We start from the raw sequence: 20,429 nt of genomic DNA, 5'->3' as shown, positions 1-20,429 counted from the left end.
AAAGACTAACATGCGCTATTTTCCAGTATTTCTTGATTTGTCCAATAAAGCCGTTTTAGTGGTGGGTGGTGGCGAGGTAGCGTGTCGAAAAATTGAGGCGCTGATGCGTGCTGGTGCCCATATTACGGTAGTGTCCCCCCATATTACCCCTCAATTGCAGGCGTGGGTTGAGCAAGACCGCTGCCAATGGATTCAAAATTTCTATTCCTCAAAATTTATTAGCGCCGATTATGTGCAAGTTTGGGCGACCACAGATAATCCCGATCTGAATCATCAAGTGTTTCGTGATGCCAAGTCAGTCGGAGTCTTGGTTAATGTGGTCGATGATCAGCCTTATTGCGATTTTATTACGCCGTCGATGATTGAACGCGGCCGAATTCAATTGGCGATCTCTAGTGGTGGAGCTTCCCCAGTCTTGATCCGCAATATTCGTGAAACCCTCGAAAGTGTTTTACCGCAAAACCTCGCGTTATTGGCTGATTTTGGCGCTTCGAAACGTAATTCGATTAAAGATCATCTCACGACCGTCGATCAACGCCGAAAGTTTTGGGAACTATTTTTTGCGCAAACTGCGGTTAAAAATGCCACTAGCCGTGAAGCATTAGAAAAGCAGTATTGTGCGGCACTAGAGCAGCCGATCGATGAACGAGGAGAAGTGACGTGGATTGAGTGTGGTAGGGATGTTGAGCTGCTTTCACTAAAAGCGTTACGTTATATGCAACAAGCGGAGTTGGTGTTGTTTTGTGACTCTTGTGACCATGAGTTTGTTAACTTGTGTCGTCGTGATGCTGAGCGCGAACCGTTTAGTCATCCTGGTCAATTAAGCGAACGTTTAGCCAGTGCAAAACAGGCTCAGCAGCGTGTAGTGATATTAATCCCTTCGGCACGTCAAGAATATGTGCTTTTGCAAGGGCAAGAGAAAGTGCTTAAACAAGGTAGCGAAGGGTAGTGTTCCCTTGATACCTAAAACACCACTCTAGTTTGAGAGTATAAACCCCCCCCGAATCATTTAATAAGGGGGGTTTTTAAATGGTGTTTCTTAACGTAAAGCAAACTGCTCAATCGCAACAGCAACACCGTCTTGATCATTGCTCAAGGTAATATGGTCAGCGATGCGTTTGGTCTCTTCCATGGCATTGTCCATCGCAATACCGAGTCCTGCATATTGCAACATATGGTGATCGTTTTCAGCATCCCCCATGCACATCACTTCAGAGGCCTGAATGCCTAAGTGTTCAGCAATCGCTTGTACGCCAATGCCTTTATTGCTTTTAGGATTAAGGAATTCAACAAAAAATGCCGCACTTTGTACAATCGTGAAATCTCGATAGAACTCAGCCGGAATTTTCGCGATGGTTGCGGTTAACACTGCTGGCTCTGCGACAATCATTGCTTTGATGATCGGATGATCATCTTCCAACTGGTCAAAGTCCATCTCAGTGATGGAAATGCCATTTATAGTCGCTTCGACTTCAGTATATTGGCTGACTTTCGGGGTGATCAAACCATGAATTTGACTAAATGCATGGGTATTAACGCCCAGCTCTTTGGCTAATTGTGCTACCCGTTTAGCCGAGCGACCATCAATAATTTGTTGATAGATAACTTCCCCCGTACCAACGTTTTGCACCATCGAACCGTTGTAGTGCAATACATAGTCTTGATCTGAGGTGAGGTGTAAAAGTTCGAGTTTATCTTGCATCCCCGCGAGTGGACGACCAGAAGCAAGCACGACTTTAATTCCTTGCTCGCGAGCTTTGGCTATCGCTTGTTGAGTGCGTAGAGAAATCTGCTTTTGGCTATTGAGTAAGGTGCCATCCATATCGAGCGCGATCAATTTATACATGTGTTACCTAAAATGACTAAAAAGAGAGTTACCGCTGGATTTATCGTTTTTAGCCCATTTGCCGTGGTGCAACGGATAAATCGCTTGGCTTGAAAGTATGACAAGATACGTGTTTTTTATGAAAATCTAAAGTCAGTTTATAAAAAGCGTGGGATTGAGGTAGATGAATCAACCTCGTCAATAACGCTAACGGTTCAAGTAAGAAGGGAGCGGAGCCCTTAACGAGAAATTATTGATGATCGGCGGGTTTAAATTGACCTCAAGTTGAGCATCTATTAAGGTCTGCGGCCTAACGTTTTATCAGCGCAAATATAGGCCAATGACTTTGTACAAAGTGAATGAAATATTTGAAACCATCCAAGGGGAAGGCGTCTTCACTGGTGTCCCAGCGGTATTCGTACGTCTTCAACAATGTCCGGTTGGTTGTGCTTGGTGTGATACTAAGCAAACTTGGGATGCTGAGCCACAAGATCAGCGTAGCTTCGAGCAAATTATTGTCAAACAAGGCGATAGTCCAACATGGTGTCAAGGCTCTGCGGAGCAGATCGTCGCTCAGTATCAGCAGCAAGGCTACACCGCCAAACATATTGTGATCACGGGTGGCGAGCCTTGTCTTTATGATCTTGTCCCTTTGACGGAAGCGTTTGAAGCGATTGGCTGTCAATGTCAAATTGAAACCAGTGGTACGTTTGAGATTAAAGCCAGTGCGAAGACTTGGGTGACCGTGTCACCGAAAATCGCGATGAAAGGTAAGTTACCGATTGTGCCGTCAGCACTACAACGGGCCAATGAAATCAAGCATCCAGTGGGTACAGAAAAAGACATCGCACAGTTAGAGGCCTTATTAGCACAAGTAGCGATAAGCCCTGATACCATTATTGCTTTGCAGCCGATCAGTCAAAAACCACGGGCAACCCAGTTATGTATAGAGACTTGTATTACCCGTAACTGGCGTTTATCGATTCAAACCCATAAATACTTAAATATTGCTTAAAGGAATCCAACATGAATAAAGCGGTCGTGGTATTCAGTGGTGGGCAAGATTCAACTACCTGTTTAGTGCAAGCCTTGCAAGAGTTTGATGAAGTTCATGCGATTACGTTTGATTATGGGCAGCGACATAAACTTGAAATTGAAGTTGCTCAGCAATTAGCACTCAAATTAGGTGTCAAAGCACACAAAGTGATGGATGTCAGCTTGCTTAATGAATTGGCGATCAGCTCACTGACTCGTGATGATATTCCGGTCTCTCATGAATTGCAGGCAAACGGTTTACCGAATTCCTTTGTCCCGGGACGAAATATTTTGTTTCTGACTTTAGCGGGTATTTACGCTTACCAAATTGGTGCTGATACGATCATTACTGGGGTGTGTGAGACCGATTTTTCAGGGTATCCGGATTGTCGAAATGATTTTGTCAAAGCGATGAACCACGCTTTGGTGCAAGGTATGGATCGCCAATTAACCATTCGTACTCCGTTAATGTGGTTGAATAAAGCAGAAACATGGGCGTTAGCGGATCAGTATCAAGCTTTGGATTTAGTGCGTAACGAAACGCTGACCTGTTACAACGGCATGATTGGGGATGGCTGTGGGACTTGTCCGGCTTGTGAGCTTCGTAAAGCCGGTTTGAATCAATATTTACAGCACCCTCAATCGGTTAGCCAATTTTTGTTCAGTAAGCACACCATCGATAAAGGGTGATCAAGATAGTGTTTTAAGCGTAAAAGAGCGTAAATACTGTGTATAATGACAGTGTTTACGCTTGACAAGCCTAGAGGCTGAGCTATGCTGGTTATATAACCAGTGGTAAGGAGGTCTCTATGTTGTGGGAAACATTAGAACGCGTTAACCGCCTACGCCAACAGGCGATATCAAACCCTGAGTTCATTCAATCAGCCAAAGAGCACGAGCAAACGTTAAAACACGTTGAGCAAGAGTTCGAACCTAAACGGCGTCGAAAAGCCAGAGCCAACAAAGTCAAAGCGCTGGCGGATATTTATCAACAAACCGAATTTAGTCATAACCCTTCCGGTGTACAACACTAACCATTTATTCCACTCAGCCAGTTAGGGCTGGGTGGTTTACTGACTCTTTATTGATCATGCTACCTTTTTGTCGCCTAACGGCTTAGTTCCTAACGGCTTAGTTACAGAAAGGCTTTAACAAAATAGGGATTGGTCTGTTTGTTTTCAGAGCCGAATTCTGAACGCACTATGCGGTTCCATAATACCGAGTTAAATTGTCCTTTGGGGATCGATGGATAGAGCGTTTCCAGCTCTTCTTGTGCAAACCGCATAAACTGCTTTTTCTGTTGCTGATTGTATTTGCTCAACACAATGTTGTATTGCTTAATCCATTCGGTTTTAAACGCACGTAAAGCTGGCTCAGCCTGTTCAAGAGGCAAACGAGACAGATAAATTCGTTTATAAGTCACCTTTCGGTCGATCATGGTGAGCATTGTCGTTTGGATGTATTTGCCGTGATGAGTGATAGAAATATCCTCGGTAGAGAATGGGGTTAAACACCAACCACGGGGCAAAAAATTAGCTTGATGATACTGTTGGTTACGTAGCGTTAGCGCTTGGTGCAAAACAATATCGGAGGTTCCACGAAAGGTCGATTGCCATTGACCTATACGAACTTGTATTGAGCCTGGTAGGCGAAACACATTCATAAATTTATCGGCGTTCATAGACATATCATACAACTGCTTTACTTAAGGTGATCTATCCTGCTAATGGGGCTTAGAGCTGAACGGTGAGTCATCATGACAGCCGCGCATCATACCGTAGTCATGGATGAGATAGCGAGTATTTTATCATTAATGAGGGGGGATCCTAGTAGGCATGAGATACGAAGGGATTTTTTATCATTACTTGAGAGAGGTGCGATATACCGCTTCGTTCTGTTTACGAAGCGGTATAGGATTAGCAAACCGGTTCGAGCGGTGTTTGGTGCTCAATATCACGCAGATGTTCACCCACTTGCTGCATTTTATACATTTGCGCGTAACGTCCTTTTTGAGCCAGTAATTCTTGATGTGAGCCTTGTTCGACCAGTTCACCATGATGCAAAACAACAATTTTATCGGCTTCCATAATGGTTGATAGGCGGTGGGCAATCACCACTAAGGTCATATCATGGCGTAACGCATGGAGGCTACGCTGTATTAATGCTTCTGTGCCTGAATCGATATTGGCTGTCGCTTCATCTAAGATCAGTATTTTCGGTTTAGCGACTAAGACACGAGCCATCGCGAGCAGTTGTTTTTGTCCGGCGGAGAGATTGGTTTGACCTTGCCCCAATTGAGTGTCTAATTGCTCGGGATAGTACTGAATCTGTTCAGCCAGTCCGACTTGATGTAACGCTCGCCAAATTGACTCATCACTGATCTTGCGTCCAAGAGCAATGTTATCACGCACTGATGACGGTAGAACATGTGGGTCTTGCTGCACCATGGCAATGTCTTTTCTTAATACGGTTTTATCGAGATCATGAATCGCTCTGCCATCAATCAATAATGCCTCTTGTTCCACCGGATAAAATCCCATCAATAACGAAGCGATGGTACTTTTACCACTACCGGTATGGCCAACTAAAGCCACAAAGTGCTGATGAGGAATAGTCAAATTAATCTGCTTGAGTACGGTTTGCGTTCCATCATAGCTGAATGAGAGATTATTTAAGCAGATGGCACCACTGGCCAGTGGTCGAGTATCTTCACCATAGGTTTGTTGTGGCGCATCGATCATCTCAAAAATTCGTTCACTGGCAACTAAGGCTTGCTGTAATAGAGCCAGTTGTTGAGTCATTTCTATTAGCGGCTCGGTAATTCGTCCGAGATAGCTAATAAACGCGTAAAGCACGCCAACACCGATTAACTCAGTGCCACTAAAACCAAAAATAGCCACTAAGGTTAATAACGCAATGCCAGCCAATAGATCCATTAATGGACGAAGCAGAATACCATTTAAGGTGATCACTTTTTTACCGGCATTGAAATGTTCGGCGGTCAGTTGTTTGAATTGTTGGTTAAAACGTTGTTCTTGGCGCATTAACTGAATCACACTCATACCTTGAATCGATTCACTCATGTTGCCATTGATGTCAGTAAGTAAATCACGCATTACCCGATAAGCTGAAGTGCTGAGTTTTTGGAAAAGTAACATGAACCCTATAACCACGGGTAAAAGAACCAGCACGACCAGCGTGAGTTGCCAGCTAAGTAGCCACATTACGACCAGCATGACGGAGATCATCACAATATTTCTAACCACCGAAGCGATCAGTAATTCATAAAACTGTTGCAGCGATTCAGTATCGTTGGTTAACCGTGAGACCAACTTACCGGTTGGCGTGTAATCGAAGGCTGACAGCGGCTGTCGAAGGACACGATTAAAAGCCTGTTTACGAATGGTTTTGATCACCCCTGTAGCGACAATATTAAATTGAATACTTTGCAGATATTGAAACAGCGCTGAGCACAGGGTAAGACCAAGATAACCCGCTGCTAATAGCGTTAACGCTTGCTGCGAATAATCCCCTTTAGCAATGTGTTCATCGATAAAGTGTTGGATAAGCCAAGGCCCCCCTGCATTCGCTACGGCAGCGATAAACAGAAACAACAGGCCAATCATCATCGGCTTGGGTTGTGAGAGAGGGTAGGTAAACAGGCGTTTTATGGTTTGCTTTCTCATGTTTATTCTCCCTCAATCGCTTGAGCCAGTTGTTGATATTGGTACATCTCGGCATACCAAGCGTGATTGGTCAGCAAGCGTTGATGTCGACCGCGTTCGGCGATTCTCCCGTGATTAAGGACAATGATTTCATCGGCTTTCTCTAAAGCGGTTAAGCGATGAGCAATGATAATCAAAGATTGCTGCTGGTTACTTGTTGCAAGGTTACGCAAGATGGTATGTTCAGTGCGTCCATCCACCGCTGATAACGCATCGTCGAGAATCAATATTTCGGCATTCAATAACATCGCACGCGCGATCGCTATGCGCTGTTTTTGTCCACCGGATAACGTGATGCCTTTTTCTCCGACCTCGGTATCGTAACCTGCTGGAAATTTCAAAATATCGTCATGAATACAAGCCAGTTTCGCTGCTTGGTAAACCTCTTCTTGAGTGGCGGTAGGGCAACCTAGGGCAATATTGTCAAATATCGAACGTGAGAAAAGAAAAGGCGATTGGCTCACCACCGCAAATTTACTGCGCCATTGATCCAATTTGGCCTCTTTTATCAACACATCACCATAACGAATCTCTCCATGTTGTAACTCTTGTTGCCGCAGTAGTAAGGCGACTAAGGTCGATTTACCACTACCCACGGGGCCAGCAATACCCAACATCGCACCGGGTTTAAGATGAATATTGCACTGTTCCAAAGCCGCGGGAAGTTGTGCATCCCAGTGAAATTGTTCGATATGGATTGTTAGTGGCTGAGCTTCGTTTGGTAATGCATGATCACCACTGATGATGCTCGGCGCAAGGTCGAGTACCTCTTGCAAGCGATCCCAAGCGGCAGAGCCGCGTTCTAAAATGTTAAATAAAAACGCAAATGCTAACATCGGCCAGATCATCAGGCCGAGATACATAGTGAACGCAGTGAGATCACCCAGACTAATTTCTTGCTGAGCAACCAGATAGGCACCGACGCTGATACTGATAAAAAACGATAAACCAATCGCCAACTGGATCGCGGGATCAAAACGGGCATCGACACGAGCGACGGCAATGTTTTTATCGCCAGTTTCGTTAACCATTCTTTCAAAGCGCTGTTGTTCTTGGTTTTCTAGGCCAAATGCCCGCAACATACGCACGCCATTTAATGACTCTTGAGTCATGTCGGACATATCAGAGAAAGCTTCTTGAGCGACTTTAAAGCGCTGATGAAGAATGCGAACGATGAAAAAAATCGTTAATCCAAGAAAGGGCATAGGTAAAAGCGCCATCAGGGTCAGTTTCCAACTGATCTGTGTGCTCATAATGATCAGCACGGCAATGCCGGTAATCAGTGAGTCCGTTGCGGTAAGCACACCTTCGCCTGCCGTCATAACAATATTTTTCACATCATTGGTGCCACGCGCCATGAGATCGCCGGTTTTATAGCGTTCAAAAAAACGTGGCGGCTGGTGTGATAGGTGTTGATAAAGACGGTTACGCAGAATACTGCCCAGTTCAAAACTGGCACCAAATAACCAAATACGCCAGAGAATTCGACAACCATAGATGATAAGAATAACCACCAAGAGTCCACCCAGCCATTGCAATACTTCATTACGCGTCATAGTGTTGTCGACGACACCATCCACAATATGGCCAACGGCTTTGGGGGTAATAAGTTGCATGGTTGAAATGAGCACGAACAGTAAGATAGAACCACAATAATGTTGCCAGCGTAGTCTAAAAAACCAGCGCAAATGCCAAAATATTTTCACAACTTTCTCCTAAATTCTCGATGGCGTTTGAGGTATCGTAGATATTCTCTTCCCTGATGACTTGATAACGCCGAGATTCAAAAACTTTCCTTTCCTGTAAAACGCTATGGCTCAAGGAGAGGGAATGGCGATCAATCGCGAGTGGGTAGAGTATTGGGAATCAGTAAGTTACGATAGAATGATTGTTACACGTCTTATTTATTCTTTTTCTCTTTCAATGTTCTGCGTCATTAAATGCTTTCACCACGGTAGTCACATTACTTATGTCTATCTACGCTTATCGTGGTCGATGAACGGATGATCCGTTTGCCACCTAAAGCCGCTCGGGGTGATTGAACTGACTATTATTAACCGATGCTCAATTAATACAAGTTCAATTGTTACTAATGTTAAAAAACGGCATAAAACAGTGAATAAAAAGTGGTTTTATGCCGAAATATCCTCGTCTATGCTGAATGCATCCAGTTTTATAGAGTGTTAGTCGGTTGTAGAGTGTTCTTTCTAATACTGTGAATCACGGCAGTGACGCTTAATGATGAGTTTAGGTACTCGTTATCCCTTTCCTACTTGAATCTGTAGCGGTGTTGGCTACGTTCGTTCACCCCAATCACATCGTTTGTCTACGCTCATGGGGATGATGAGAGCCATCCGTGGCTCTCACCAAAGGCCAGCCTACGGCTGTTCAAATTTGTTCCAGACAAATTTGTCAGTCACTTGCCGCCTACCTGCAACTCCAAGTCGTTTGGGTATAGATGACAAGAATGTAATCTTCAGGTCATGTTACTGACAGGCAGCGTAGACTATGATTAGTTTGTTCCAGCGACCAAAGCAGATTGTACTTTGGGTTGTGATCAATGTTGAGTTGTCAGGCAATGGCAACATTTTCATTACGTTTATATCGAGGTATTTATGTTACGTAAAGTAGGGTTATTGACCAGTGTCTTGGTGATGTTTAGTGCCGTGACTTTTGCGGCCACCGATGGACATGCCAAACACCATACAAAGATGGCTGCCCCATCGGCACAATCAGCGTCGATTGCGGCTTATCAGGCCATTAATGATCAAATGCACCAAGCCATGAATATCAATTTTACCGGTGATGCCGATGTGGATTTTGTGCGCGGAATGATCCCTCACCATGAAGGTGCGGTTGAGATGGCGAAAGTGGTATTAGAGCACGGTAGCGATCCTAAAATTCGTGCTTTGGCGCAAGCGGTCATTGCAGCACAAGAAGAGGAAATTAGCATGATGCAACAATGGTTAGCGGAACGAGGCCTTAACTAATTCGTTAAAGCTTATGCTTAGGGTCTGTTTGTGTGGTCAACAGACCCTAGTGATACGATCCTTTTCGACAATGTTCTCGTTAAGTATTGTTATCGTTTGGTGTTTACGAGAACATAACGCCACCTGTCCTGAACTGTAGTAGCGAATGATGAAAATTTTGATCGTAGAAGATGAAAAGAAAACCGGCGATTATTTACAGCAAGGGTTAAGTGAAGCCGGTTTTGTGGTTGATCTGGTACGTGATGGCATTGATGGATTACATCTGGCATTAACAGGAGAGTATGACCTCTTAATATTGGATGTTATGTTGCCGGGACTGGATGGGTGGGGTGTGTTAAAGACGATTCGTCGTGCTGAATATCATATGCCGGTGCTGTTTTTGACCGCGCGGGATGCCGTTGAAGATCGTGTGCATGGGCTTGAATTGGGTGCTGATGATTACCTCATCAAGCCTTTTGCTTTTTCCGAATTGCTTGCTCGAGTTCGGACCTTATCGAGAAGAGGGAAAACGCAAAAGATCGATCACTTACAGGCAGCAGACTTAGCGCTTGATCTGGTGAAACGTCGAGTGATACGAAATGGACAACGAATTGATTTAACAGCGAAAGAATTTATTTTATTAGAGTTATTATTGCGCCGACGAGGTGAAGTTTTATCGCGCTCGTTTATTGCTTCTCAGGTATGGGATATGAATTTTGATAGCGATACGAATGTGATTGAAGTGGCTGTGCGTCGTTTACGAGCGAAAGTTGATGACCCCTTTGAGCCAAAGTTAATTCGTACTATTCGAGGAATGGGGTACGTGCTTGAGGTTGACGAGACGTGAAATTGGCGCAATCTCTAACCGTTAGACTGGCGGTGTTGTTTGCTCTGATGGCGGGTGGACTATTGATCATCATGGGCGTGTTAATTGAGCGCTCAGTGTCCCTCCATTTCGATGAATTAGATAGCCATGAGCTAGCAACCAAGCTGGCTACTGTAGAAAGACTCCTATCGACGGCGAATTCTCATCACTCACTTGACACCTTATCGCCCCGAATCAATGAGATCCTTGTAGGGCATGATAATGTTGCCATTTTGATCGCTATTGCCGATCAGCAATGGCAATATGCTCTGCGTGCTGAACACCTTGAGCCGATTAAGACTCATTTAGTCACCTCTAAGCAACCTTTTCTCAAATGGAGCGATGCCTCTGGGGCGGATTTTATTGGTATCGCCACTCAGTTTTCTGTGTCATTACCAGAGCTTAGCGACGTTAATGTCTTGGTCGGGTTAGATATCTCTCATCACGTGCATTTTCTTAATACCCTACGCTTACAATTAGGCATCGGGATTGGTATTGCAACGTTATTTGCGGCGATGCTCGGCTGGATGGCCGCCCATAAAGGCTTAGCGCCAATGCGAACGATTGCTGGTACAGCAAGGCGATTATCGGCACATAGCCTTGGGGAACGGTTATCAACAGAAGAGGCACCCAGCGAGATACAAGAACTGGTGCAAGCTTTTAATGGCATGTTAGAGCGTCTCGAACAGTCGTTTCGTCGTTTGAATGAATTTTCTGCCGATATCGCTCATGAGTTACGCTCACCAGTCTCCAACTTGATGACCGAGACACAAGTGGCGTTATCACGCTCTCGCTCGGCAGAGGAGTACCAAGAAGCCTTACATTCTAACCTAGAAGAATTTGAACGCTTAGCCCGGATGATTGCTGATATGCTGTTTTTGGCTAAGGCTGATAATGGCATGCTGCCGAAACCTGAGCAAAATGTTGCACTTGAATCAGAAGTGCGCGCTCTGTTTGAATTTTACGAAGCTTTGGCAGAAGAAAAGGGCTTAACGATGAAGTTGGTCGGTAAGGGCTCCGTGATCGGTGATCGCTTAATGTTACGAAGAGCACTGTCTAATCTTTTATCTAACGCGATTCGACATACTCCCGCTGAACACGTGATTACGGTGACGATAAAAAGGGTTAATCATCAGGTTCACCTTCTAGTGAGTAATCCGGGAGAGCCAATCCCTCGCGATCATATCCCCTTGGTGTTTGAGCGCTTTCATCGAGGCGATCCTTCTCGTCTACGTCAAGGCGATGGCTCTGGTCTCGGTCTTTCTATTACCCGTTCAATCGTTGAGGCTCATCAAGGTGAGATTATACTGGAGTCTGATCCCCAGCAAACGACATTCACGATACGGCTCCCCGCTCATCCATAACTAGCGGTGAAAATACCAATATAATAAAGGACAGCTACCGTGACTGTCCTTTATCGATCTTAAAGTCTATCAACACCTTCATTACAACTGACGATTAATGTTCAATCAGCTGTAGGCCATACGGTAAAGCATCACCAAAGACACGTTTTGACTCACTCGCAGAAAGCTCACTGACGCTATCGACCAGAGCTACCCATGCATCCGGAACCTTACTGTGTTTCAGTTTGCTTAACACATCGCGACGCATGGTATCACTAATATCAAACAAGCGATCACCCGTTTTACGGCACATCATCACGGTGGCAAAAGCAATCATCGGTTCTTGTTGCCAGTTTTGCTCAAGCAGAGTGGGTAACCATTGTTCTGCTTGTTCACGCGCAATAACGGTGTGCTGGCTGCCATAGAATAGACTGCGTGAGGCAAGTCGGCCAAATGCCCACCAGTGAGCCTGAGCGAAGTTGGTTTGGTTGAGGGCTTTATTCAAAAACCAAGACGCGAGCAGAACTTTATCTTCAACATCCAGGTGTTCTAACGATGCAGCAAGGCGCACCATCGCTTCGTAGCCCATCTCTTGCGCTGCTTTCGCCGTTTGTGGGTTTTTCATCGCGCCGGGATGCAAGTATTTGGCAATGTCGGCTAGAATTTGCTCTTGTTGGCTTTGGTTTAATCCCCCTGCAATTCGCCTCCAAAATACCCACCAATCGCTCCAGCCTTGTTGATTTTGAAACTGAATACCTTGCTGATAGAGACCCCATACCTGATCGATGCGCCATGGGTCTGTGCTATCACCAAAACCTGGACGTAATGTAAACCCAGCCAAGCGTAGCCAATGTTTTTCGTGTGCTTCTGAGCGACGGCGACGTTTACGTCCTTGGGCTAATACATCAAATAAATGGCGCAGGGTGGTGAAATCCCATTCATCGCGTTTGCCCAGTTGTTTCTCAAGGGTTTTGGTTAAGGTTTTTATCTCATCATTAGGCGCACTTTTGGTATTACCGCTGTACAAACGGGCGATTAAAGCTTTGCATTCCGATAAGCGAGGATGAAGAGAGGCTGGTTGCTGCATCGCTTCGGTTTGCTGACGAACTTCGAATTCTAATGCCCAGCGTTTACTTTCATCGTCGACGTGAACACACTCTATTTTCAATGTACCAACTTCGGTTAGCTGACAGGCCAGTTGTACTTCAATGCGCTCTTTTTGGTTGGCATGTAAAACAGCCCCTTCACCTTCGAGGCTGGTAATGTAGGGCGGTAAAGGCGTAAATCGTTCCGGTTCAATGTTGATCAGCATCCCATTTTGTATTGGCGCTTTTTCATCAATCGTATCGTAACTGGAGGTAAGAAGGTTAAAACGGACAGGCTCGCCTAACGTTAACGAGAAGCGCCGACCAGTTAAGCGGATCTCTTGCCCTTCTTCACTGCCTTTAGCGAGTAAACACAATGCCTTGCCTAAATGATTCTTTTCGGGAAGATGTAAAAAATACGAGCGGGCAGATCCGCCGCCAATTTTCAGCTGTGCACCACGTCGAGCCTTGGCAAACGCGACAGCACCAAGCGCTACGGCTAAATCAGGGTGAGGGTTATCTAATACGGTTATTGGCGCCCCTCGCCAATCGGTCAGCAGTTGGGTAAGACGTTCGGTAATTAATGGACTATTAAAAACTCCACCGTTGAGCAGCAACCCAACGGGTATTGCTGGCTGTGTGGTATCGAGCTGATTGAGTGCTGATAGCGCAACAGATTGATGCTGGTGAAGAAATTCGGCGACATGTTTACTCACTGCAGGGTCAGCGACGTAGGGCAAGCCAAATTCGACCACCGCACGACGCCGCTTATCAGGCAGCTGTGAAAATTCAGACTGTGGAAAGAATCCTTCTAAAGCAATCTGATGCACTTCTTGGCGAGTGAGCGAGACGCTTTTACTGCCACCGAGCAATTTAGAGCCACTGCCTAATAGGGTGATTTTTACGTTGTCTGGGGGATTGGTAGACAGCAGTTGCTCTTTTGCTTGCCGTGTTTGTTGAATCAATTTACTCAGGCTTGCAGCGCTTAGCTTTTGCTTCGTATTGAAATGTTGTTCCGCAAGATGGGCGAGGGCGAGGTCTACGTTATCACCACCGAGCATAAGGTGCTCACCGACACCAACACGATTGAGGATTAAACTTTGCTGGTGTTTGGCTTCAATTAAGCTCAAATCGGTGGTGCCGCCGCCGACATCACAAACTAAAATCAAAGGGACTTCGCTCAGTTGCTCACTGGCGGTAGCGGAATGACGAGCATACCAATCGTAGCAAACGGCTTGTGGCTCTTCTAATAAAATGATGGTAGATAAACCTGCCAATTGCGCAGCATCGAGGGTGAGTTGACGGGCTGTTTCATCAAATGAGGCTGGCACGGTGACTACCACTTCTTGATTTTCTAACCGATCTCCCGGATGGCGGTGATTCCACGCTTGACGGATGTGGTTGAGATAACTCGCACTGGCAATCACCGGTGAGACTTTATCGACATCACTCGCTCCAGCCCAAGGTAAAATGGCGGAGTGTCGGTCGACACTCGGATGAGACAGCCAGCTTTTGGCACTCACCACTTGGCGACCTTCGACTTTGGCACCGAGCGCTCGGGCCCATTCACCAATGATTACCTGAGGAAGATCGCCACTGACCGGTTGATGTTGCCAAGGTAGGGTAAGATCGGCGGCGTTGACTTGCTCTGCTGCTGGGTGATAGCGAAAAGAAGGCAATAGCGGTCTACGCACCACTTCACCGGGACCAATTAATTGATCGATCTCGAACAGAGTCACGGGTGAATGCAATAAATCCGTGGTTAGCTCGCAATAAGCAACGACAGTATTGGTGGTGCCTAAGTCAATGCCCACCAGAAAACGAGGAGATGTCATGACAACCCTTTTCATGAATAAAAACGACACTCTGAAAGTGCCGTTTTTGTAATGGATGGCTAAGCGGTCGGTTGCGCTTCTTCACGGACATTGAATTCAACATGCCACGTTTGGCCATTATCAGCGGCGATGGCCTCAAGGCGTAACGTTCCTAACTCAGTGACTCGTGCAGCTAAGGTGACAGGGACAATTTCACCTTCGCGACGGCCTTCTGATACCGGTAAAGTGACTTGGATCTCCGGTAGTTCTTCTAATTCGTCATCTTGCCAATGATCCAGATGGGTGCCTGCGGCATCGTCACGGCGAGTTGTTGAGCCAAAAAACTGGAAGTTAACCGGTTGACCAATCACCAAACCAAAAGTTTGGCTGGGGACGTCGACGCTAGAACCTTCTTCCATACCAAATGGTGCAACACAGAGTGCTTCCATTGGCGGAGCCATACCGGGAATTGCTGGCATCGCACTTTCAATACCCACGTAGTAACTCGAAGCTATACCACCACGAATACGTACCCCTTGACCGCGGCGAACCACACCATAATAAGCGGCACCTCTGGCAACGGCTAAGTCTAAGTCAACGCCCGTCAGGCGTTTAGCGATTGGAGCGTTGGCTTCGACTAGCCATTGATTAATGGTGTCTTGCAAACGTTCAGCTAAGAGAGAGGATTTTAACACTCCGCCATTAAACAATATCGCGGTTGGCTTAATAAAAGCGTTTGACGGTGATGATTGGCCGGGCATGCCACCAAGAAACGGATTGAATTCTTGGTCTGTTGCCTCTGTGGTTGCGTTGGCTTGTTTGGCAAGAAACGCGGCAATATGGCGAGTAATACCCGCATCTTGCGTATAAGGTAGGCCCATTTGGGTTAATGCGCCACGGCTGCGTTGCTGCGGATGATCATTAATCGTCACTTTCGGGAAGAAGCCGTCAATCAGCATTTGCTGAACGTCATCTTGTGTTAACTCGGTTTTCAAGGTGCTACCGAGCAGTTTGGATCCGCGACTTGGCACAACAATCGGCATCGCTTGTCGTTGACTATCATTCAATAACGCTTCTTTGGCATCGCGGCAAGCGTGAGTCATCGCTTGCACTTGCCAAGGTTGTAGATCTTTACCTTCTTTGGCCAGCTTCATTTTTAAGTGGTAGGCAAGAGCGAGATCCATATTATCGCCACCGAGCAAAATATGCTCACCGACGGCGATGCGTTGTAAACTTAGTGTTCCTTCATCTTCGGTCACTTCAACCAGTGATAGGTCGGTAGTACCACCCCCAATATCCACCACCAGTACGATATCGCCGACATTGACCTGATCACGCCATTGATCATGACTATTATCGATCCAGCTATACAGTGCGGCTTGAGGCTCTTCAAGTAAGGTCAAATGGGTTAAGCCAATATTCCGCGCCGCTTCAGCCGTGAGCTCTCGCGCTGCCGGATCGAACGAGGCGGGTACGGTGATGGTTACTTCTTGATCACAGAGCGGATGTTCGGGATGAGTGTGATCCCACGCTTGTTTTAAGTGCTCAAGGTACAGCTCGGTGGCGCGTAGGGGAGAGAGTTTCTCCACTTCTTCGGGACTGCCAGCAGGTAAAAATGCTTCACGACGATTCACACCGCCATGGCATAACCAAGATTTCGCACTGGCCACCAAGCGAATCGGCGTTTTAGCGCCAAGGTTGCGGGCAATCGCGCCTACTAAGGCATTGGGTTTATCTGTCCATGGCAATACACGAGACGCTGGATTCATTTCGTGTTCATGGGGTTGATAGACGAAAGAACCAAGCTGATTGAGCGATTCGACGCTACCCGGTGCGCTGAGCTGAGGAATCGGCATCACTTGCACACTCGCGTGTTCGTTGCGTGTATCACTATAGGCAAGCACACAGTGAGTCGTACCTAAATCAATACCGACACTAAAAGTTGCTGATGGTTGCGTGGAGAGATCGTGTTGATGTTCCATTATAGCTCTACCTCTGCTGGGGCAATGATTGAGGGATCATAATGCTCGGCCAGTTTCGGCAAGTGTAGTGCGCTGGCTTTCCACCCTTTGTGGATCAACGTACCAGTAAACGGTGCTTGTCCGGTCACGTTGCCGATCAAACGAATCGCTTGCGAGTTGAACCCTTGTTCAACGGTGATGCGGGTCTCTTCTTCTTCAGTACGAATTGGCTCTAACGTTAAGTATTCTTTGAGAACTTTTTGACCGCCCGAATGGATAACGCGAGCCGCTGCACCGACTTCTTCGTCAGAGAATGCGCTGAGTTCTTCTTGTAAAAAGTCAATGAAGCGGGCTTCTTTTTGCAAAATGGCCAGCAATTGCAGTGCCGAGTCAGTCGATGTGGTGGCAAGCTTGGATTCTACTTCGACCACTTTTTCGACGATTTTTTCTACTTCAACAATCTTTTCGACTTCAATAATTTTCTCCACCGGTTTTTCCACTTCGACGATCTTCTCAATCGGCTTTTCAACGATGGTTTCTATCACACGCGGTTTACGAAGAATCAGTAATAACAGAGCAAATAAGCTGAAAATAGCAAGGACAGCGTGGAGCATGTCGACGGTGGTTGGTATAGCGCTTAAATCGAAGTTCATGATGAATTCTCAATATTAGGTCTAACAAATACAGCGTGGTGCAGTATTTTGATGATCAGAATAGCTTGATAAATAAGGGCAGATATTAGCATATTCAACCGATGAGGCATGGTTAAATCGGTGTTTTCAGGGTGAGAGTGCGACTATTCGTTCGCTTTTTAAGCGCTCAACGTGGTGATTTGCCGAGTTTGTCGACAATCGTTTTAAAATTGCGGCAACCAATCGTGGTGCTACGGTTTAATCGTCGAGTTTTGGCAGAGAGTTGGGTAGTATTTGTGGTTTATTGACAATCAGTCACGGAATAAACGAATGAATTACAACCGAGTGGTGTGTTTTGACCTCGAAATGTGTTGCTGGAATGAGAACGGCGTAGGCACTACCGGAGAGATCATCGAAGTGGGGTTGGCTGAAATCGATCTTACGGCGGGTAAAATCGTCAAGCGTGCTCAATATTATGTTCAACCCGAGCAGGATAAAATTTCTGAGTTTTGCGTTGAACTAACGGGGATTACTCCGCGTAAAGTGGCTAAACAAGGCCGCCCCCTTGCCGATGTGTTGCGGTCGATGGTGAAAAACTTTGGTGGCAGTAAGAAAATTTATGCGTGTTGGGGAAGAGACGATTTGATCTTAGCCAAAGAGTGCGCGCAAAAAGGTCTGCCTATGCCGATCCACGAATGCATCAACTTAGCGACCTTATATCGTCTTCAACATCGTTTAAAAGATAAACGGATCGGGCATCGAGCGGCGCAAGAAGCACAGGGTATTGATTGGGAAGGACGTCAGCATTCCGGTTATGTCGATGCTTACAATCTGGCAAAACTGGCATTAACGATGTTTTAAACATTCATCGATCTATTTATATGGCAAATATCTCAATAAAAACGCGATGACAATGCTCAAAGGAAAAATCTGACTTAAACTGGTAGTAATCAATGGATAAGTAAGGTTATCAGGATGAAATTTACCAGTATTCGCCAACAGGTTTTAACCTTTAGTGTGTTAGCTCTTTTATCAATCACCCTTGCGGTGATTGGTTTTAGTTATCATAGCAGTCAAATTTTATCGGCTTCCGTTAATCAACAGGTCGATCAAGAGCTGCGCCGTCAAGCGTTACAAAACATGCAGCTTATTGCAACGCAAGAAGCGTTAGGAGTGAAAAGTCGTTTTGACCAAGCGATGCTCATTTCACAGTCATTATCGAGTAGCTTAGAAGGTGAGCGTCCTTCTCGTGAAGTGGTCACTGAGATGTTACGCAGTGTTTTTCTTCAACATCCCGATTTGCTAGGTATTTATACCGGTTGGGAAGCGCATCAATTCGATGGTGATGATATTTTTTCGCTCGGCTTACCGCATAGCAAAGATAATGGTCAATTCGCCCCCTACTGGAATCGCTCGGCTTCGGGGCAACTAGGGATGCGTCCATTAGGTAATATGTACGATAAAACCGTTTCTTCGACAGGCGTGCGTAATTCTGAGTGGTATTTATGCCCCATCGAAACGGGCAGAAATTGCGTGATTGATCCTGCAAGTTACGATATCCAAGGTGTACAAACCTTGTTGAGTTCTTTTGTTTCTCCTGTGATGGTTAATGGTAAAGCGGCGGGGATGGTTGGTGTCGATTATTCGTTAAATTTCCTGCAACGCATTGCTGCCGACACCCAAAAACATATTGATCGTCAAGCGCGAGTCCTCATCCTTAGCCCGAAAAATATCGTGAGTGCAGACAGCTCTGAAGCCGCGAATGTTGGTAAAGCTCTTCAACAGACAGGTGTCGCTCAGTTGATCAGTAAGCGGGTGGTTGGACAAAGCCGCATTGAAGATAATTCAGTGATCGCATCAGCGCAGTTTCGTGCTCATGGCGTGAATGATAACTGGGAAGTGATTGTGATATTACCGGTTTCTGTGGCATTAGCTCAGGCCGCTGTGATCTCCCAGCAATTAGATCAAGGTTTCTCCGCTAATCTACAAGGTCAGCTTTGGGTCGGTGGTTTACTCATCTTATTAGGTATTATCGCCATGTGGGTCATGGCATTATCAATCAGCCGTCCGATTCAAAAGCTGGTTGGTTTGGTTGAAAAACTCACCCAATCTGGAGGTGATTTAACCCAAACCATTAAAATTGATCGCCGTGATGAAACCGGGCAATTGGCTCATCATTTAAATACCTTTGTCGGTAACGTTCGATCGATAGTCTCTGATGTCGCTCAGCAAATGGATGGCTTAACGGAAAGCACGCAGCGTTCGGCTTCTTATGCGAAACAGGGCGTCGATCAAATTAGGCATCAACGAGCAGAAATAGAGCAAGTGGTAACCGCAACCAATGAAATGTCTTCTACCGCGCACAGTGTTTCCGACAATGCTCAAGAGACGGCCAGCGCCGTGACTCAAGCTCAGCAAGAAATTAACCAAAGCCAGCGCGAAGTAGAACAAAGTGCCGAAGGCTTGAAACGTTTAGCTAATGATCTTCTTAAATCTGCGCAAGAGATAGAAGAGCTGGAAGCGCAAAGTGAGCAAGTGGGGTCAATCTTGGATGTCATTCGAGCCATCTCTGAGCAGACCAACTTATTGGCATTAAACGCAGCGATTGAAGCGGCGCGTGCTGGTGATCAAGGACGCGGCTTCGCCGTAGTGGCTGACGAGGTGCGTAACCTTGCCACGCGCACTGCGCAGTCCACCGATGAAATACAAACCATGATCGATACCTTACGTCAGCGCAGTAAAAAAGCGGTGGCCACGGTGAATGAAAGTCGTGAGCAGAGTAATAACTGCCAAGCGTTATCACAACGTGCTGTCGATGCTTTAAAAGAAGTGCGCGCACAAAGTGAGCGTATTCAAGACATGGCCCACCAAATCGCCACCGCAGCAGAAGAGCAGGCGGCGGTGACTGAAGAGGTGAATCGTAATATTGTGGCGATTAATGATGCGGCGAATGAAATTGATCATGGTGCCAGCGCCGCCGATCAAGAGAGCCGTGATGCAGCGAATCGAGTGAGTGCGGTGAGCTCGCGTTTAAATCAGTTTAAATACTAACGAACGGTCTTGGAGACCTTGATGGGTGTATTGCTTCGCTCCCATCAAGGTCATCGTGGAATTCAACATTAAAGAAAGTAAAAACAGCAAACAAATAAATCATCAAGCGAAGGTCGCGTTAATT

Annotated in this window: 16 protein-coding genes; 9 read left to right on the top strand and 7 right to left on the bottom strand. The window is 46.0% G+C overall.

What is annotated here, in order from left to right:
• The first annotated feature begins 10 nt into the window (after nucleotides 1–10).
• The gene (locus FKN93_RS10415; protein WP_161438593.1) at nucleotides 11–949 is read left to right on the top strand and encodes a bifunctional precorrin-2 dehydrogenase/sirohydrochlorin ferrochelatase; all 939 of its coding nucleotides are present in this window, start codon (nucleotides 11–13) and stop codon (nucleotides 947–949) included.
• 90 nt (nucleotides 950–1,039) lie between these two features.
• On the opposite strand, the gene yidA is transcribed toward FKN93_RS10415, so the two are convergent.
• Nucleotides 1,040–1,846 carry a sugar-phosphatase gene (gene yidA / locus FKN93_RS10410; protein WP_004395194.1) on the bottom strand — a complete coding sequence of 269 codons (807 nt, stop codon included), beginning with the start codon at nucleotides 1,844–1,846 and terminating at the stop codon, nucleotides 1,040–1,042.
• A 319-nt stretch (nucleotides 1,847–2,165) separates the two neighbouring features.
• Here yidA and queE point away from each other — a divergent pair, with 319 nt between their 5' ends.
• From queE to FKN93_RS10395, 3 genes are all read left to right on the top strand, one after another.
• Nucleotides 2,166–2,840: a 7-carboxy-7-deazaguanine synthase QueE gene (queE, locus tag FKN93_RS10405; RefSeq protein ID WP_004395195.1), complete on the top strand. Its 675-nt coding sequence runs from the start codon at nucleotides 2,166–2,168 to the stop codon at nucleotides 2,838–2,840.
• 11 nt (nucleotides 2,841–2,851) lie between these two features.
• Nucleotides 2,852–3,550 (top strand): 7-cyano-7-deazaguanine synthase QueC, encoded by a 699-nt coding sequence (gene queC / locus FKN93_RS10400; RefSeq protein ID WP_004395196.1) that lies wholly within the window; start codon nucleotides 2,852–2,854, stop codon nucleotides 3,548–3,550.
• 119 nt (nucleotides 3,551–3,669) lie between these two features.
• Complete coding sequence (locus FKN93_RS10395; RefSeq protein ID WP_004395197.1) at nucleotides 3,670–3,894, top strand: hypothetical protein; 225 nt, start codon at nucleotides 3,670–3,672, stop codon at nucleotides 3,892–3,894.
• A gap of 101 nt (nucleotides 3,895–3,995) precedes the next feature.
• On the opposite strand, the gene FKN93_RS10390 is transcribed toward FKN93_RS10395, so the two are convergent.
• The 3 genes from FKN93_RS10390 to FKN93_RS10380 all read right to left on the bottom strand — a co-directional run bounded on the left by FKN93_RS10390 (nucleotide 3,996) and on the right by FKN93_RS10380 (nucleotide 8,291).
• Complete coding sequence (locus FKN93_RS10390; protein WP_170905072.1) at nucleotides 3,996–4,541, bottom strand: hypothetical protein; 546 nt, start codon at nucleotides 4,539–4,541, stop codon at nucleotides 3,996–3,998.
• A 235-nt stretch (nucleotides 4,542–4,776) separates the two neighbouring features.
• Nucleotides 4,777–6,546 carry an ABC transporter transmembrane domain-containing protein gene (locus FKN93_RS10385; protein ID WP_170905061.1) on the bottom strand — a complete coding sequence of 590 codons (1,770 nt, stop codon included), beginning with the start codon at nucleotides 6,544–6,546 and terminating at the stop codon, nucleotides 4,777–4,779.
• A 2-nt stretch (nucleotides 6,547–6,548) separates the two neighbouring features.
• The gene (locus FKN93_RS10380) at nucleotides 6,549–8,291 is read right to left on the bottom strand and encodes an ABC transporter transmembrane domain-containing protein (protein WP_154168092.1); all 1,743 of its coding nucleotides are present in this window, start codon (nucleotides 8,289–8,291) and stop codon (nucleotides 6,549–6,551) included.
• Nucleotides 8,292–9,200: 909 nt separating this feature from the next.
• Between FKN93_RS10380 and FKN93_RS10375 the strand changes: the two genes are divergently transcribed.
• The 3 genes from FKN93_RS10375 to FKN93_RS10365 all read left to right on the top strand — a co-directional run bounded on the left by FKN93_RS10375 (nucleotide 9,201) and on the right by FKN93_RS10365 (nucleotide 11,783).
• The gene (locus FKN93_RS10375; protein WP_004395201.1) at nucleotides 9,201–9,575 is read left to right on the top strand and encodes a DUF305 domain-containing protein; all 375 of its coding nucleotides are present in this window, start codon (nucleotides 9,201–9,203) and stop codon (nucleotides 9,573–9,575) included.
• A 148-nt stretch (nucleotides 9,576–9,723) separates the two neighbouring features.
• Nucleotides 9,724–10,401: a heavy metal response regulator transcription factor gene (locus FKN93_RS10370; RefSeq protein WP_170905060.1), complete on the top strand. Its 678-nt coding sequence runs from the start codon at nucleotides 9,724–9,726 to the stop codon at nucleotides 10,399–10,401.
• Nucleotides 10,398–11,783 (top strand): heavy metal sensor histidine kinase, encoded by a 1,386-nt coding sequence (locus FKN93_RS10365; protein ID WP_004395203.1) that lies wholly within the window; start codon nucleotides 10,398–10,400, stop codon nucleotides 11,781–11,783. The genes FKN93_RS10370 and FKN93_RS10365 overlap by 4 nt, the downstream gene beginning before the upstream one ends.
• A 94-nt stretch (nucleotides 11,784–11,877) precedes the next feature.
• Here the strand turns inward: FKN93_RS10365 and FKN93_RS10360 are convergent, their stop codons facing one another.
• Genes FKN93_RS10360 through FKN93_RS10350 form a run of 3 tightly spaced genes read right to left on the bottom strand, consistent with a single transcriptional unit; the run spans nucleotide 11,878 to nucleotide 17,275 of the window.
• A complete protein-coding gene (locus FKN93_RS10360) occupies nucleotides 11,878–14,682 on the bottom strand; it encodes an Hsp70 family protein (RefSeq protein WP_170905059.1) in 2,805 nt (934 codons plus the stop codon).
• Nucleotides 14,683–14,741: 59 nt separating this feature from the next.
• Nucleotides 14,742–16,643, bottom strand: coding sequence for an Hsp70 family protein (locus FKN93_RS10355; RefSeq protein ID WP_170905058.1), 1,902 nt, complete (start codon nucleotides 16,641–16,643; stop codon nucleotides 14,742–14,744).
• Nucleotides 16,643–17,275, bottom strand: a complete 633-nt coding sequence (locus tag FKN93_RS10350; protein WP_154168102.1) for a DUF2760 domain-containing protein — start codon at nucleotides 17,273–17,275, stop codon at nucleotides 16,643–16,645. The genes FKN93_RS10355 and FKN93_RS10350 overlap by 1 nt, the downstream gene beginning before the upstream one ends.
• Nucleotides 17,276–17,584: 309 nt before the next feature.
• Here FKN93_RS10350 and FKN93_RS10345 point away from each other — a divergent pair, with 309 nt between their 5' ends.
• Together FKN93_RS10345 and FKN93_RS10340 are read left to right on the top strand one after the other, a co-directional pair.
• Nucleotides 17,585–18,115 carry a 3'-5' exonuclease gene (locus FKN93_RS10345; RefSeq protein ID WP_004395207.1) on the top strand — a complete coding sequence of 177 codons (531 nt, stop codon included), beginning with the start codon at nucleotides 17,585–17,587 and terminating at the stop codon, nucleotides 18,113–18,115.
• Nucleotides 18,116–18,229: 114 nt separating this feature from the next.
• A complete protein-coding gene (locus tag FKN93_RS10340) occupies nucleotides 18,230–20,305 on the top strand; it encodes a methyl-accepting chemotaxis protein (RefSeq protein ID WP_004395208.1) in 2,076 nt (691 codons plus the stop codon).
• Nucleotides 20,306–20,429: the final 124 nt, after the last annotated feature.

This window comes from Vibrio sp. A8-1 (genome assembly GCF_013048685.1).
Classification (GTDB): Bacteria; Pseudomonadota; Gammaproteobacteria; order Enterobacterales; family Vibrionaceae; genus Vibrio; species Vibrio metschnikovii.
Note: the sequence above shows the minus strand (reverse complement) of the source record. Positions and strands in the feature narration are given on the sequence as shown.

Bases quoted from the DNA above. Each gene is read 5' to 3' on its own strand.
- FKN93_RS10415 (WP_161438593.1), top strand. From the start codon at position 11: ATGCGCTATTTTCCAGTATTTCTTGATTTGTCCAATAAAGCCGTTTTA.
- yidA (WP_004395194.1), bottom strand. From the start codon at position 1,846: ATGTATAAATTGATCGCGCTCGATATGGATGGCACCTTACTCAATAGC.
- queE (WP_004395195.1), top strand. From the start codon at position 2,166: ATGACTTTGTACAAAGTGAATGAAATATTTGAAACCATCCAAGGGGAA.
- queC (WP_004395196.1), top strand. From the start codon at position 2,852: ATGAATAAAGCGGTCGTGGTATTCAGTGGTGGGCAAGATTCAACTACC.
- FKN93_RS10395 (WP_004395197.1), top strand. From the start codon at position 3,670: ATGTTGTGGGAAACATTAGAACGCGTTAACCGCCTACGCCAACAGGCG.
- FKN93_RS10390 (WP_170905072.1), bottom strand. From the start codon at position 4,541: ATGAACGCCGATAAATTTATGAATGTGTTTCGCCTACCAGGCTCAATA.
- FKN93_RS10385 (WP_170905061.1), bottom strand. From the start codon at position 6,546: ATGAGAAAGCAAACCATAAAACGCCTGTTTACCTACCCTCTCTCACAA.
- FKN93_RS10375 (WP_004395201.1), top strand. From the start codon at position 9,201: ATGTTACGTAAAGTAGGGTTATTGACCAGTGTCTTGGTGATGTTTAGT.
- FKN93_RS10370 (WP_170905060.1), top strand. From the start codon at position 9,724: ATGAAAATTTTGATCGTAGAAGATGAAAAGAAAACCGGCGATTATTTA.
- FKN93_RS10360 (WP_170905059.1), bottom strand. From the start codon at position 14,682: ATGACATCTCCTCGTTTTCTGGTGGGCATTGACTTAGGCACCACCAAT.
- FKN93_RS10355 (WP_170905058.1), bottom strand. From the start codon at position 16,643: ATGGAACATCAACACGATCTCTCCACGCAACCATCAGCAACTTTTAGT.
- FKN93_RS10350 (WP_154168102.1), bottom strand. From the start codon at position 17,275: ATGAACTTCGATTTAAGCGCTATACCAACCACCGTCGACATGCTCCAC.
- FKN93_RS10345 (WP_004395207.1), top strand. From the start codon at position 17,585: ATGAATTACAACCGAGTGGTGTGTTTTGACCTCGAAATGTGTTGCTGG.
- FKN93_RS10340 (WP_004395208.1), top strand. From the start codon at position 18,230: ATGAAATTTACCAGTATTCGCCAACAGGTTTTAACCTTTAGTGTGTTA.